This is a genomic window from Sphingopyxis sp. BE235 (assembly GCF_031457175.1).
Lineage (GTDB): Bacteria > Pseudomonadota > Alphaproteobacteria > Sphingomonadales > Sphingomonadaceae > Sphingopyxis.
Genome location: NZ_JAVDWC010000002.1, coordinates 392,889 through 406,818, shown reverse-complemented (window position 1 = coordinate 406,818; position 13,930 = coordinate 392,889). Strand labels below are relative to the sequence as shown.

Annotated in this window: 10 protein-coding genes and 1 tRNA gene; 6 read left to right on the top strand and 5 right to left on the bottom strand. The window is 65.0% G+C overall.

The annotated features are described in order from the left end of the window. Positions 1-45 precede the first annotated feature (45 nt). Together J2X38_RS09160 and J2X38_RS09155 are read left to right on the top strand one after the other, a co-directional pair. Positions 46-639 (top strand): 5-formyltetrahydrofolate cyclo-ligase, encoded by a 594-nt coding sequence (locus J2X38_RS09160; protein ID WP_310253369.1) that lies wholly within the window; start codon positions 46-48, stop codon positions 637-639. Then, complete coding sequence (locus J2X38_RS09155; RefSeq protein ID WP_082639402.1) at positions 636-866, top strand: DUF2842 domain-containing protein; 231 nt, start codon at positions 636-638, stop codon at positions 864-866. The genes J2X38_RS09160 and J2X38_RS09155 overlap by 4 nt, the downstream gene beginning before the upstream one ends. An 81-nt stretch (positions 867-947) precedes the next feature. Here the strand turns inward: J2X38_RS09155 and J2X38_RS09150 are convergent. Beyond that, positions 948-1,024, bottom strand: a tRNA-Asp gene (locus J2X38_RS09150). Between the two features lie 43 nt (positions 1,025-1,067). Continuing rightward, positions 1,068-2,225, bottom strand: a complete 1,158-nt coding sequence (locus J2X38_RS09145) for an AI-2E family transporter (protein WP_058538218.1) — start codon at positions 2,223-2,225, stop codon at positions 1,068-1,070. Positions 2,226-2,463: 238 nt separating this feature from the next. Between J2X38_RS09145 and J2X38_RS09140 the strand changes: the two genes are divergently transcribed. The 4 genes from J2X38_RS09140 (at position 2,464) to J2X38_RS09125 (ending at position 10,235) form a co-directional block, all read left to right on the top strand. Beyond that, on the top strand, positions 2,464-3,465 hold the full coding sequence (locus J2X38_RS09140) for a hypothetical protein (protein ID WP_310253362.1): 1,002 nt from the start codon (positions 2,464-2,466) through the stop codon (positions 3,463-3,465). A gap of 11 nt (positions 3,466-3,476) precedes the next feature. After that, positions 3,477-3,941 carry a hypothetical protein gene (locus J2X38_RS09135; protein WP_310253359.1) on the top strand — a complete coding sequence of 155 codons (465 nt, stop codon included), beginning with the start codon at positions 3,477-3,479 and terminating at the stop codon, positions 3,939-3,941. Positions 3,942-4,015: 74 nt separating this feature from the next. Further along, entirely contained in the window at positions 4,016-5,080 is a 1,065-nt protein-coding gene (locus tag J2X38_RS09130; RefSeq protein ID WP_310253357.1) for a hypothetical protein, read from the top strand. A 67-nt stretch (positions 5,081-5,147) separates the two neighbouring features. Beyond that, entirely contained in the window at positions 5,148-10,235 is a 5,088-nt protein-coding gene (locus tag J2X38_RS09125) for a hypothetical protein (RefSeq protein ID WP_310253355.1), read from the top strand. Between the two features lie 66 nt (positions 10,236-10,301). Here J2X38_RS09125 and J2X38_RS09120 read toward each other — a convergent pair whose 3' ends face one another. From J2X38_RS09120 to J2X38_RS09110, 3 genes are read right to left on the bottom strand one after another with little or no spacing between them, the layout of a single operon-like run. Then, positions 10,302-11,591, bottom strand: coding sequence for a dihydrolipoamide acetyltransferase family protein (locus tag J2X38_RS09120; protein ID WP_310253353.1), 1,290 nt, complete (start codon positions 11,589-11,591; stop codon positions 10,302-10,304). A gap of 4 nt (positions 11,592-11,595) precedes the next feature. Then, the gene (locus J2X38_RS09115; protein WP_058538219.1) at positions 11,596-12,600 is read right to left on the bottom strand and encodes an alpha-ketoacid dehydrogenase subunit beta; all 1,005 of its coding nucleotides are present in this window, start codon (positions 12,598-12,600) and stop codon (positions 11,596-11,598) included. Between the two features lie 32 nt (positions 12,601-12,632). Further along, positions 12,633-13,928: a 3-methyl-2-oxobutanoate dehydrogenase (2-methylpropanoyl-transferring) subunit alpha gene (locus J2X38_RS09110; protein ID WP_310253351.1), complete on the bottom strand. Its 1,296-nt coding sequence runs from the start codon at positions 13,926-13,928 to the stop codon at positions 12,633-12,635. Between the last annotated feature and the right edge of the window lie 2 nt (positions 13,929-13,930).

Sequence of the window (13,930 nt, the reverse complement as noted above, 5' to 3'; positions counted from 1 at the left end):
ACCTCGGCGGTCCCGCCAACCACCCAGCAAGTCCCAGAGGAGGCGATGACCGACTTGTCCGCCGATCTGGTCCAGCAAAAACAGAAATTGCGCGAAAAATTGCGCTTTCGCCGCAAGCATTTCGCCGACAACCTCGACGGCATGGCGCAGTTGGCGGCCTTTCGCGCGCTGCCCGCACCGCTTTCCGAGCTTCTCGCCAATCACGCCGTCGTTGGCGCCTATGTCGCGTGGGGCGACGAACCCGATATCCTGCCGATGTTTGCGGGCCTCGCCGATGCCGGAGCGCTCGCCCTGCCCCATCACGCTGCGCGCGTCGACACGATGGGCTTTCGTCGCTGGCGACCGGGCGAATCCCTGGTGAAAGGGCCGTGGGGCACCCAGCAGCCGGCCGATGATTCGCCTTTGGCGAATCCCAACCTGATATTTTGCCCGCTCGTCGGTTTCGACCGTCAGGGCGGCCGGATCGGTCAGGGTGGCGGGCATTATGATTGCTATTTCGCTGCGCACCCCGATGCGTTGCGGATCGGAATCGGCTGGTCAGTTCAGGAAATCGATGCGACGCCGCGCGAATCGACCGACATCGCGCTCGACGCGATCCTGACCGAACAAGAATTCATCGTCTGTGGAGACCGTTTGTGAGCCAAATACCCCCCGGCCCCCAGCCGAGCTGGCGTAAGCCTGCGGGCATGTTCCTGATTCTCGCGTTGATCGCGGTGTGGACGGGCATTGTCGTCAGCGTGTCACCATGGGTCGGTACATGGCCGGTACTGGTGCAGGCGGTCTTCTATCTTGCGGCAGGGATTGTCTGGATCCTGCCGCTGAAGCCGCTGCTGCGCTGGATGGAATTGGGGAAATGGCGCGGCTGAAACGCCGCGCCATTTTTCCCGATTTCCAGTGATGGAATGGTCCCAAGACGCGGTGGCCATTCCGTCCGAAAATGGAAGGAATGGCGCGAGTGACGGGGCTCGAACCCGCGACCTCCGGCGTGACAGGCCGGCACTCTAACCAACTGAGCTACACCCGCGTGTGCTTGGGAGCCGCGCCAATATGGCGCTCGCCCCGACCTGTCAACCGTCGCTTTCCTCATGCGTGCGATTTAATCGATCGCGCACGTCGTCGGTCGTCGTCAAAGTACCATGTTCGAACAGGAAACCCGCCAGATCGGGGGTGCCGGTCGATGCGAGCACCGTTTGCAGGATGAGCAGCAGCGGCACGGCGAGCAACGCGCCCGGTGTCCCCCACACCCACCCCCAGAAACTGAGCGACACGAGAATCAGCAGCGGATTGATCGTCAGGCGCTTGCCGAGCACCAGCGGGGTGATCAAATTCGCCTCGACCAGATGGACGCCGATGAAGATCAGCGCGGGCAGCAGCGCGAGTCCGACGGCATCGAAGGTCATCAGTCCGCCGAGCCCGAGCAGCACCGCGGCGACGATCGGCCCCAGATAGGGCACAAAATTGCAGATGCTGACGATCCCGCCCCACATGAAGGGCGACGGCATTCCGAGCGCCCAGAGCAGGAGCGAGACGGTCAGGCCGAGAATCGCGTTGATCATCGTGATCGTCGCCAGATAGTCGGCGGTCGCATCGACGACATTCTGGATCACCCGCGCGGTCTGCATCGCGCCGTCGAAGCTGCCGCGACGCCGGATCGTGCCCTTGCGCAGCCGCGTCCAGCCCGACAGGAAGAAGAAGATCACGAGCACGGCAAAAAAGAGCTGGATCGCGGCGGCGGGCGCCGACGAGATGAAATAGTCGACGACCGATGTCGGCGCGGTCGCCGCCACGGCCTGCGCCGTTGCCTCGGTCCCGCTGGCCACCGACATCAGCGTGCGATCGACGAAGCGTTGCAGCGTCGAATAAAAATCGATCAGCGGCGCCAGGTTGCTCTGGATGCGCGGGATCGAATCGGGAAGCCGCGCGAACCAGCCTGTGGCGGGCACGACGATGATCGCGAGCGCCGCATTGATAATCGCCAAAAAGGCCGCAAGCGCAAGGAAAGCCGCGAGTGCCGACGGCAGTCCGCGCCGTTCGAGCCATTCGAGCAAGGGGACGAGTGCGATCGCAATGACGATCGCCGCGGTCAGCGGCAGGAAGAATTCGGCGCCCGCCTGCAGCGCGAAGGGCAGTATGAGACAGAAGCTGGCGCCAAAAAGCAGTGCCAGCGCCGCGAGAAGCCGGTCGCGACGGAAATCGTCGATCTCGATCTGGTGCAGCGGATTGATGCGCGGCGGACGCCCATCCTTGCTGCCCCGCTCCTCCGCCACCCCTGCTCTCCTCGTTAACTGCCTCGTCTTACGCGACCTTTGGTTTCCGCGCCAGTCGGCCCGTTTTGCTACAAACCTGACACAATCCCTGTCCCTATCTGGGTCAAAAGGCGTCTTCCTTCCTGCTTTTTAACCAGAAATTACCCTTTATCGGCGACTGAAGGCTCCAAGGACCAACCTATTCGGAGTCAAAGTGATGATGATAGCGCCTGTGGGGGGCGCGAAGCATCGGCTTCTTCCCTCTTGTTCAATCATTGCCGTGCTGGCCGCGCTCGCGCTGCCGGCACCGGCTGAGGCCGCCGGCACACGCGCCGGCTCCACCATCAGCAATACCGCGAGCGCGAGCTTCGATACGGGCGGCGGCACGACGACGGTCGATTCGAACCGCGTCGACCTGCTCGTCGACGAACTGCTCGACGTCACGGTCGATTCAAGCAATCCCGCCGACGTTCCGACGACGCCCGGCGCGACGGGACAGCTGCTGACCTTTTCGGTCACCAACAACGGCAACGGTGTCGAAGCGTTCGGACTGACGACGATCGCGGACGCGGGCGGCGATAATTACGACCCCGCGGTCACACAAATCTATCTCGATAACGGTGACGGCCTTTTCGACGCCGGCACCGACACACTCTATACGCCGGGCGCGAACGATCCGTCGCTGAGTCCCGACCAGAGCGTCACCGTCTTCGTCCTCGCGACGACGCCGGGCACCGTGGTCGACGGCAATCGCGGCATCGTCAGCCTCGTCGCGGCGGCCAAGACAGGCACCGGCGATCCCGGTGACAGCTTTGCCGGCCAGGGCGAAGGCGGCGGCGATGCCGTCGTCGGCTCGACCGGCGCCGATGGGCAGGATGCGGGAGCGTTTGTCGTTTCGGCCGCGACCGTCACGCTTGTCAAATCGGCGGTGGTTACCAATTCGCTGAGCACAACCGATCCGGTGCCGGGCGCGACGATCACCTATACGATCGTTGCCACCGTCGCGGGCAGCGGTTCGGTCATCGGCCTTGCGATCACCGACAATATTCCCGCGGACACCAGCTATGTGCCCGGCTCGATCACACTCGGCGGCAGCGGATTGTCCGATGCGGCCGACGCCGATGCGGGCGATTACAACGGCACGCGAGTCAATGTCGCGCTCGGCACCGTTGCCGGCGGTCAAACCCGCACCGTCACCTTCCAGACCAAGATCGATTGATGGAGATGCGTATGCGCACCGCCCTTTTCCTTTTGCTCGTCATGCTCGCACCCGGCCAGGCGTTCGCCGCGAACCAGGTTGCGCTCGACAACGCCGTGTTCGTCGAATGCGTATCGACCGATGCCCAAGGCAAGCAGCGGATATTGCTCGAAGAACCGAAAGTCGTCGTTCCCGGCGACCGGCTCGTTTTCGTGCTCAATTATCGCAACGCCAGCGCGCAGCCGGCGGACAAGTTCGTGATCACCAACCCGATGCCATCGGCGGTCCGCTTTGCTGACGCCGGCGACACGCGCCCGTTCGTTTCCGTGGATGGCGGCAAGCAGTGGGGACTGCTTGCCGACCTTTCGGTTCCGATGGAGGGCGGCACGCGCCGCGCGGCGCAGCCCGCCGATGTCACGCATGTCCGTTGGGCTTTCCAGAAACCGATCCCGGTCGGTGCCACGGGCAAGCTCATGTTTCGGGGAGTTGTCAAATAGCGAAGGAATAAAACCGCTTAACGGTTGCCAGCGGTGGGGAAACGGCAACCAACATAAAGCCCAGGAGCTCAGCTATGACCAGCAAGCTGACTTATACGGGTGTCATCGGTCTGGCGGCGCTTTCGAGCGTCGTCGCCACGCCGGCTTTTGCCGCCGGGACGACCGCGGGCACCACGATCACGAATACCGCCACCGTCGACTATCAGGTCGGTGGCGTCGCACAGGGACAGCAGTCGGCGTCGAACAATTTCACCGTCGACCGCAAGATCAACCTGCTCGTCGAAGAAGTCGGCACGGTCACGACCAATGTCGTGCCCGGACAGACGAATGCCGTCACGACGTTCCAGCTGACCAACAGCTCGAACGAAGTGCTCGACTTCGCGCTCGTCGCGTCGCAGATCGTGGGGGGGACCGCCTCGCACGGCGGCACCGACACGTTCAACGCCAATAACGTCCGGATCTATCGCGACAATAGCGTGACCGGCACCGTGGGAAGCTGGGATGTGGGCGACACGCTCATCACGGCTTATGTCGACGAGCTCGTCGTCGACACGGCGATTCGCCTGTTCGTCGTCTCCGATATCCCGGCTGGCCTCGCCAACAATGCGGTTGCCGGCGTGACGCTGCGTGCCACCGCGCGCGAAGGCGGGCTTGTCGGCACCCAGGGTGCCGCAATCACCGAGACCACGGGTGCGAACACCGCAGGCAAGGATACAGTCTTTGCCGATATCGCGGGCGTGGCTGGCGATGTCGCACGCGACGGCTCGCATAGCGACAACGACGACTATACGGTGCAGACGGCGACATTGACGGTCACCAAGACCAGCCGCGTCATTTCGGATCCGTTCAACAATACGACGAATCCGAAGCTGATCCCGGGTGCCGTGGTCGAATATTGCATCGCCGTCGCCAACAGTGGTGGCGCTGCCGCGACCTCGGTGGTGATCAACGACCCGGTTCCGGGCCAGCTGACGTTCAATGCGGGCACGATCCTGCTGGGCGGCACGGTGACTAGCGGGACGTGTGACTTCAACGGCACCGCGGGCGGCAGTTACACGGCGCCGAACGTGTCGGGCACGATCGCGTCGATCGCCGCGGGCGCCGCAAGCACGCTCGTTTTCCGCGCAACGGTCAACTGATCGGATAACCGGTGGAGCAGCGGGTGCGGCCCAAAAACCGCCTCCCGCTGCTCCCTTCGGGGCTGTTATGGCACTCCGCACGAAATTTTCCGGCCTTGTGACCGCCCTGGTCGCGGCAGCGATGCTGCCTGCGATATCCACGGCGAACGCACAGGTGATCACGAACACGGCTTCGGCGCAGTGGACGCACGACGGGCAGCCCGGTCAGGCGCTGTCGAACCGCGTCGACGTGACGGTAACGGCGCGTCCGCCCGAGCCGCCGACGATCACCACCTATCGCCTGACAAATGGCAGCGGCAACAAATCGGTGGCACTCGCGCCGACGCAGTGTAGCCGCCCCGCGGCGCGCAGCGCGACGAGTTCCATCGACCTCGGCGGCGTCTATGAGGGTATCTCGACCGCCCCCGCGTCGCTCCAAAGCACCAATAATTTCCGCGCCGGCGAAGTGCTGGTCGTCGGGGTCACGCTCGCATCGGCCAATGCCGATCCGCAGGCGCGTGACACCCTGCCCGTCGTCCTCGAGCTCGAAAATGGCGACCGCGAAGCAGTCATCCTGACCGAGACCGCCAACAGCAGCGGCGAGTTCGTCGGCATCATCAACACGATCGGTGTTCCGCCCGCCGTGGTCGCGGGCGACTGTCGCCTGTCGGTCAATCCGGGCGCTCCCCTGGCACTGCGCGTCACCGATCAGGCGAACGCCAGCCTCGTCGCACTCGCGACGATCGACTTCCTCGTCGATCCGTTTGGCATCGTCTTCGACAGCGGCGACGGCGCGCCCGTTGCAGGCAGCCGCGTGACGATCGTCGACACCGCGACCGGCCTGCCTGCACAGGTGTTCGGCGACGACGGCGTCTCGGCCTATCCGTCGAGCGTCGTCACCGGCCAGAGCGTCACCGATGCGGGCGGAACGACGTACGACTTCCCGCCGGGCGACTATCGCTTTCCCTTTGTCGCGCCGGGCACCTATCGCCTGATCGTCTCGCCGCCCGCGCCTTATACCGCGCCGTCGAAATCGAGCGCCGCCGATCTCGCCGGCCTGCGCCGTCCCGACGACGGCCAGCCGTTCACGATCACCGGCGCGAGCTATAGCAATGCCTTCACACTGAACAGTCCCGCGCCCGTTCGCGTCGACATTCCGGTTGATCAGCCGGGGCTGCCGCTGGTTCTGCGCAAGACGACCTCGACGCAGGTCGCGGTGCCCGGCGATGTAATCCAATATCGGATCGAGGTTGCCAACCGCGACACGCGCCGCAACACCGGCGCCGTAACCGTCCGCGATGTGCTGCCCGCGGGTATGCGCCTGCGCGCCGATACGGTGCGCGTCGATGGCGTGCGCGTGACCGCCGACGTCGCCGCCAACGGCCGCGAGTTCGCCGTCACCCTGCCCACTATCGCGGCATCGCGCTCGGTCCTTCTCACCTATCTGGCCGAAGTCATCGTGTCGGCGCAGCCGGGCAATGCGCTCAACCGCGCCGCCGCCACCGACAACCGCGGATCGACGAGCAATATCGCCGAAGCGACGATCTCGATAAAACGCGACCAGCTCGGCGACCGGATGACGATCATCGGCCGCATCACCGACGGCGGCTGCAGCGTCGATCCGAGCAAGGCCGATGGCGTCATGGGCGTGCGCGTAATGCTGCAGGACGGCAGCTACACCGTCACCGACGAGGATGGCCGTTATCATTTCGAAGGCGTGCGTCCCGGCCTGCATGTCGTGCAGATCGACCCGTCGACGCTGCCGCTCGACCGCGCGGCGATCGACTGCGCGCGGTCGACGCAGAGCGCCGACAGCCCGATCTCGCGCTTCGTCGAAGGCCGTGGCGGTGCGCTTAAGCGCGCCGATTTCCGCGCCGTCGCGAGTGCCCCCCGCGCCGCGCCGGCCAAGGCAACCATCGAAGCGCGCAAGGTGCTGAGCGACCCCGACGCTGCCGGCGCCAACCGCGATTGGCTCGCGGGTCAGGCGCCCGGCATCGGCTGGCTCTTCCCCGAAACCGATCACAACCCGCGCGCCAAGGCGATCCGCGCCGCGATCAAGCACGCGCCGGGACAGACGGTGTCGCTCCGCGTCAACGGCAAGCCCGCCGACGCGCTGACGTTCGAAGGCGTAAGCAAGTCGGCCGACGGCAGTGTCGCGGTCAGCCTGTGGCGCGGGCTCGAAATCCGCGAAGGCGAAAACCGTCTCGTCGCCGAAGTGAAGGACGCGAACGGCGTCACGATCGAAACGCTCGAACGAGGTGTCCATTATTCGATCACCCCGATGCGCGCGTCGCTTATCCGCGAAAAGTCGGTACTGGTCGCCGATGGCGTGACGCGCCCGGTGATCGCGGTACGGCTGACCGATCGCGACGGCAAGCCGATCCGCGCCGGGCTAACAGGCGATTTCAGCGTCCCCGCGCCATACTATCCCGCGGTCGAAGCCGATGCGCAGCAGGCGCGCCAGCTCGCGGGCCTCGAACGCGCGCAGCCGGTGTGGAAGATCGATGGCGACGACGGCATCGCCACTATCGAGCTCGAACCGACGACCGCGTCGGGCACGCTCGCGATGGATTTCACCTTCCGCGACGACAAGGTGACGCGCAAGCAGACGATCGAAACCTGGCTCGATCCGGGCAATCGCCCGTGGACCGTCGTCGGCTTTGCTGCGGGCACGGTTGGCTACAACACGCTGGGAGATCGGATGGAGCCGGTGGCCGAGACGCTCGACGATCTGAACGCCGATGCGCGCCTCGCGCTCTATGCCAAGGGCCGCGTGCGCGGAAAATGGCTGATGACGCTGGCGTACGACAGCGACAAGGACAAGGATGACACGCGGTTCGGCGGCGTGATCGATCCGCGTGCCTATTACACGATCTACGCCGACCGCAACGAGACACGCTATGACGCCGCCTCGGTCCGCAAGCTCTATCTCCGCCTCGAACGACCGCAATTCTACGCGATGTTCGGCGATATCGAGACGGGGATTTCGGAACCGCAGCTCGCCCGCTACCAGCGCGCGCTCAACGGCGGCAAAGCCGAATATCGCGGCCGCAACGTAGCGGCGACCGCTTTCATCGCCGACACCCCCTATCGCTTCCGCCGCGACGAGATCCAGGGCAATGGCCTGACCGGGCCGTACCAGCTCGGTGCGAAAGATATCCTGCCGAACAGCGAGCGGATCGTCATCGAGACGCGCGACCGGCTGCACAGCGAACGCATCGTCGACAGCGTCAGCCTGTCGCGCCACGTCGATTACGATATCGACTATCTGTCGGGCACGATCCGTTTCCGCGAGCCAGTGCTCAGCCGCTCGTCGAACCTCGATCCGCAATTCATCGTTGCCGAATATGAGGTCGACGGGGTCGGCCAGCGCGTCCTCAACGCTGGCGGCCGCGTCAGCTATCAGTCGAATGACGAGAAACTGCGCGTCGGCGCGACGTTCATCCACGACGAGGATGGCAACGCCAAGACCAACCTCGGCGGTATCGATGCACGCTATCGCCCCACCATCGCAACCGAAGTCCGCGCCGAACTCGCGGTCAGCGACGCCAAGGCGACCAATGGCAGCACCGCGGCAGGCGGGACCGCGAAGGCATGGCTGATCGAGGCCGAGCATCACAGCAGCAACGCCGATTTCCTCGCCTATGTGCGCGAGCGCGAGGCGGGTTTCGGCACCGGCCAGCTCAACAGCAGCGAGAATGGCACGCGCAAATTCGGTTTCGATGCGCGGCTGAAAGCCGGACGCAACCTGTCGGTGACCGGCAGCGCGTGGCAGGAAGATTATCTCGACACCAATGCGCGGCGCCGCGCGGCGCGCGCGCTCGTCGAATATGACAACGGCACCAGCGTCGCGCGCGCCGGGCTGACCCACGCCGACGATCGCCTGACCGACGGCAGCCGCAATCGCTCGAACATCGTCCAGCTGGGCGCAACGCAGCGGCTGATGGGCAAGCGCCTCGAAATCGACGCGCAGACCGAATTCGCACTGGGCGGCAAGGATGCGAGCATCGATTTCCCGACGCGGCATCGCCTAGGCGCGCGCTACGCGATCAATCGCGACGTCAATCTGGTCGGCAGCTACGAGATCGCCGACGGCGATACGATCAAGGCGCGCACCGCGCGGCTGGGTTTCGACCTGACGCCTTGGTCGGGGGCGCGGCTGCTCGCGACCGCGAACCAGCAGGAAATCGGTGAGTATGGCCCGCGCAGCTTTGCCGCTTATGGCCTGTCGCAGTCGCTGAAGCTCGGCGAACGCTGGTCGGTCGATCTCTCGGTCGGCGGCAATCGTACGATTGGCGGGATCAGCGCGCGCGACGTGCTCAACGTCGATCAGCCGGTCGCCTCGGGCGGTTTCCTGGGCGGCAATGGCACACTGACCGAAGATTTCCTCGCGATCAGCACCGGCGCCACATACCGCGCCGACCGCTGGACGCTCACTGGCCGCGCCGAGTATCGCGATGGCGAACTCGCCAATCGCTATGGCTTGACGCTCGGCGGGCTCCGCCAGCTCGGCGAGGGCCGCGCACTCGGCGCGCTCTTCACCTATGCAAAGGCGAGCGGCAGCGGCACGATGCCGACGACCGAGGTCATCAATTTCGAAATGAGCTGGGCGCATCGCCCCGCGGCTTCGCGGATTTCGTGGCTCAGCAAGAGCGAGTTCCGTTCGGACAAGGTTCGCGATGCGGTCGCGGGTCAGGCCGGCCCGATCGGCGGCACGCTGACGATCGACGGCGACGCGACAAGCCGCCGCCTCCTCAACAGCCTGTCGATGAACTGGACTCCGCTCGGCGACCGCGGGTTCGGCGACGGCTGGTACGAGCGCGCCGAAATCGGCTTCTTCTGGGGCACGCGCTATAATTTCGACCGCTTCGGCGCGGACGATGTGAAGGGATGGTCGAACCTGATCGGCGCCGACTTCCGCTTCAACCTTGGCGAACATGTCGATGCCGGTGTGTCGGGCACCGTGCGCGTCGGCACCGACGCCGATACCGTCAGCTGGGCGGGCGGCCCGACACTGACGCTGGCGCCGATGAAGAATGCAAACATCACCTTTGGCTATAATTTCGCGGGTTTCCACGACCGCGATTTCGAGGACGCGCGCTTCTCGCGCTCGGGCGCTTACGTGACTTTCAAGCTGAAGTTCGACCAGACGAGTTTTCAAGGGCTGGGGCTGTAACCCCGTCCCGCGGGGCGAAGCAATCCGGGGCGCGCGTCCACCGCCTCGGATTGCTTCGTCGCTATCTTAGTCCGCAAACAGCAGGACCGGCGTTTCGACCAGCTTCTTGAGCGCTTGCACATAGCTCGCCGCGTCCCAGCCATCGACGACGCGGTGGTCGCAGCTGATGGACAGGTTCATGAGCTTTGCTCTGCGGATTTCGTCGCCGTCGAAGACGGGGCGCTCGACGATCTTGTTCGGGCCGATGATCGCGACTTCGGGGCGGTTGATCACCGGGGTGGTTGCGATGCCGCCGAGCGGGCCCAAGGAGGTGACGGTCAGCGTGCCGCCGGTCAGTTCCTCGACTTTCGCCTTGCCGGTGCGCGCGGCTTCGGCGAGGCGGGTGATCTCGCTCGCGAGCTGCCAGACATTCTTGTCCTGCGCGTCGCGGATGACGGGGACCATCAGCCCGGCGTCGGTCTGCGTCGCCATGCCGAGATGTACCGCGCCGTAGCGCGTTACCACGCCGCCTTCGTCGTCGTAACGCGCGTTGATCATCGGGAATTGCGGGATCGTGCGGCAGATCGCGACGATCAGGAAGGGCAGCATCGTCAGCTTCGGGCGGCCGCCGCGATTGGCGTTGAGGTCGGCGCGCATCTCTTCGAGCGCGGTGACGTCCATTTCCTCGACATAAGTGAAATGTGGGATCGCGCGCTTCGACGCCGCCATATTTTCGGCGATCTTGCGGCGCATGCCGATGACCTTGATCGGCTCGTCGGCGCGCGCGCGGCTGGCGCCGGGAGCGTGATAGCCCTGCCCGCCGCTGTAGCGCAGGAAAGCGTCGAGATCGGAATGGCGGACGCGGTCGCCCTCGGCCTGGACTTGACCGAGGTCGACGCCGAGATCCTTGGCGCGGGCGCGAACGGCGGGCGATGCGAGCACGGCGCGGCTGTGGTCTGCGGTCACGACCGGCGCAGGTGCCGGGGCCGGGGCCGGGGCCGGGGCGGGAGCTGCGACGGGCGCAGGTGTAGCAACCTCGGCGACCGAAACCTCTTCGGCCCCCGGCGTCTCGGCTTCGATCTGCTTCTCGACAGGCGTGTCCGCAGGCGGCGCCTCGACGTCACCCTCCCCGTCGCCATCGGTCTCGATCACCGCGAGCGTCGAGCCGATCGGGATCAGGTCGCCGACCTCGCCCGCGAGTTCGACGACGATCCCCGAAACGGGCGATTCCATTTCGACAGTCGCCTTGTCGGTCATCATGTCGGCAAGCTGCGCGTCTTCCTCGACGCGCTCGCCGATCTTGACGTGCCAGGCGACGATTTCGGCCTCGGCGATGCCTTCGCCGATGTCGGGCAGACGGAATGAATAACGGGCCATGGCGTCAGTCCTTCAAAATCTTGGTCAGCGCGGTCGCAATGCGCACCGGGCCGGGGAAATAGGCCCATTCAAGGCTATGCGGATAAGGCGTGTCGAAGCCGGTGACGCGTTCGACCGGCGCCTCAAGATGATAGAAGCAGCGTTCCTGCACCAGTGCGGCAAGTTCGGCGCCGAAGCCCGAGGTACGCGTCGCTTCGTGGATGATCAGGCAGCGGCCGGTTTTCTTCACCGAGGTTTCGATCGCGTCGATATCGAGCGGCAGCAAGGTGCGCAGGTCGATGATCTCGGCATCGATGCCCATTTCCTCGACGATCGTCTTGGTCACATGGACCATCGTGCCATAGACGAGGATAGTAAGCGCCTCGCCAGCGCGCACCGTCGCGGCCTTGCCGAGTTCAATACGATAATAATCTTCGGGCACCGCGCTCGCGTCATGCTTCGACCAGGGTTCGACCGGGCGGTCATAATAGCCGCTGAACGGGCCGTTGTAGATACGCTTGGGTTCGAGGAAAACGACGGGGTCGTTGTCCTCGATCGCCGCGATCAGCAGACCCTTGGCGTCATAGGGGTTCGACGGGATCACCGTCTTCACACCGCAGATGTGCGTCATGATGCTTTCGGGCGACTGGCTGTGCGTCTGGCCGCCGAAGATGCCCCCCCCAAAAGGAGTACGCACCGTCATCGGACAGATGAAGTCGGCCGCCGAACGATAACGCAAGCGCGCCGCTTCGCTGACGAGCTGGTCGAGCCCCGGGTAGATATAGTCGGCGAACTGGATTTCGGGGACCGGGCGCAGGCCATAAGCGCCCATGCCGACCGCGACGCCGATGATGCCGCATTCGTTGATCGGCGTGTCGAACACGCGGGTCTTGCCATGTTTCTTCTGCAGCCCCGCGGTCGCGCGGAACACACCGCCGAAGAAGCCGACGTCCTCGCCCATCACGACCATGTTCGGGTCGCGTTCGAGCATGACGTCCATGGCGCTGTTGATCGCCTCGATCATGTTCATGGTCTTGGTGGCGGTTTGGGTCTCGGCGCTCATCATTCGGGCTTCCAATTGGGGCCGAACTTGGCCTCTTGCTCGGCGAGCATCTGTGCGCATTGTTCCTTGAGGTGCCAGGGCAGCTCCTCGAACACATCGTCGAACATCGTCTCGAACGGCTGGTGCATCCCGTGGCCGAGGATGCCGAGCTTTTCCGACTGTTTCTGCGTCGTCTTGACCAGCTCGTCGAGTTCCCTCGCCTGCGCCTCGTGGCGTTCGGCATCCCATTCGCCGAGCGTTTCGAGATGCTGGCGCAGCCGTGCGATCGGGTCGCCGAGCGGCCAGGCGGTCGCCTCGTCGGCGGGGCGATAGGCGCTCGGATCGTCCGAGGTGCTGTGGCCTTCGCTGCGATAGGTGAAATGCTCGATCAAAGTCGGGCCGTTGTTCGTCCGCGCACGATCCGCGGCCCACTGCGTCGCGGCATAAACCGCGAGCGGATCATTGCCGTCGATGCGCAGCCCCGCGATACCATAACCCACCGCGCGTGCCGCGAAGGTCGTGCGCTCGCCGCCGGCGAAGCCCGAGAAGCTGGAGATCGCCCACTGATTGTTCACGACGTTGAAGATGACGGGCGCATTGTAAACGGTCGCAAAGGTCAGCGCCGAGTGGAAGTCGCCCTCGGCCGACGAGCCCTCGCCGCACCAGACGGTCGCGATACGGCTGTCGCCCTTCGACGCCGAGGCCATCGCCCAGCCCACCGCCTGCGGATATTGCGTCGCGAGATTGCCCGACACGCTGAAGAACCCATGCTCGGGCGCCGAATACATGATCGGCAGCTGGCGCCCCATCAGGTGATCGCCGCGGTTCGAGTAGATCTGGTTCATCATCTGGATCAGCGGGTAGTCGCGCGCGATCAATATGCCTTGCTGGCGATAGCTGGGGAAGCACATGTCGCCGCGATCGATCGCCATCGTCGAGGCGACCGAGGTCGCTTCTTCGCCGGTACACTTCATATAGAAGCTGGTCTTACCCTGCCGCTGCGCACGGAACATGCGGTCGTCGAAAGCGCGGGTGAGCATCATGTAGCGCAGCATCGTGCGCAGCCGCTCGGGCGACAGCTTCGGATCCCACTGCCCCTTCGCCTGCCCGTCGAAATCGAGGACGCGGACGAGGCCATAGCTGAGCTCGCGCATCGCATCGGGCCTGGTCGCTTCGCTCGGGCGCGGGGTCGCTTCGACCGCGGGAACTTCGATATCGCCAAAGTCCGGGGTATCGCCGGGGCGATAGCGCGGTTCGGGGATATGAAGCGACAGCGGCGGCAAATTGCTCGCCGGGCGCTGAGGCGTCTCAGGCATAT

Bases quoted from the DNA above. Each gene is read 5' to 3' on its own strand.
- J2X38_RS09160 (WP_310253369.1), top strand. From the start codon at position 46: ATGACCGACTTGTCCGCCGATCTGGTCCAGCAAAAACAGAAATTGCGC.
- J2X38_RS09140 (WP_310253362.1), top strand. From the start codon at position 2,464: ATGATGATAGCGCCTGTGGGGGGCGCGAAGCATCGGCTTCTTCCCTCT.
- J2X38_RS09135 (WP_310253359.1), top strand. From the start codon at position 3,477: ATGCGCACCGCCCTTTTCCTTTTGCTCGTCATGCTCGCACCCGGCCAG.
- J2X38_RS09130 (WP_310253357.1), top strand. From the start codon at position 4,016: ATGACCAGCAAGCTGACTTATACGGGTGTCATCGGTCTGGCGGCGCTT.
- J2X38_RS09125 (WP_310253355.1), top strand. From the start codon at position 5,148: ATGGCACTCCGCACGAAATTTTCCGGCCTTGTGACCGCCCTGGTCGCG.
- J2X38_RS09120 (WP_310253353.1), bottom strand. From the start codon at position 11,591: ATGGCCCGTTATTCATTCCGTCTGCCCGACATCGGCGAAGGCATCGCC.
- J2X38_RS09115 (WP_058538219.1), bottom strand. From the start codon at position 12,600: ATGAACATGATCGAGGCGATCAACAGCGCCATGGACGTCATGCTCGAA.
- J2X38_RS09110 (WP_310253351.1), bottom strand. From the start codon at position 13,928: ATGCCTGAGACGCCTCAGCGCCCGGCGAGCAATTTGCCGCCGCTGTCG.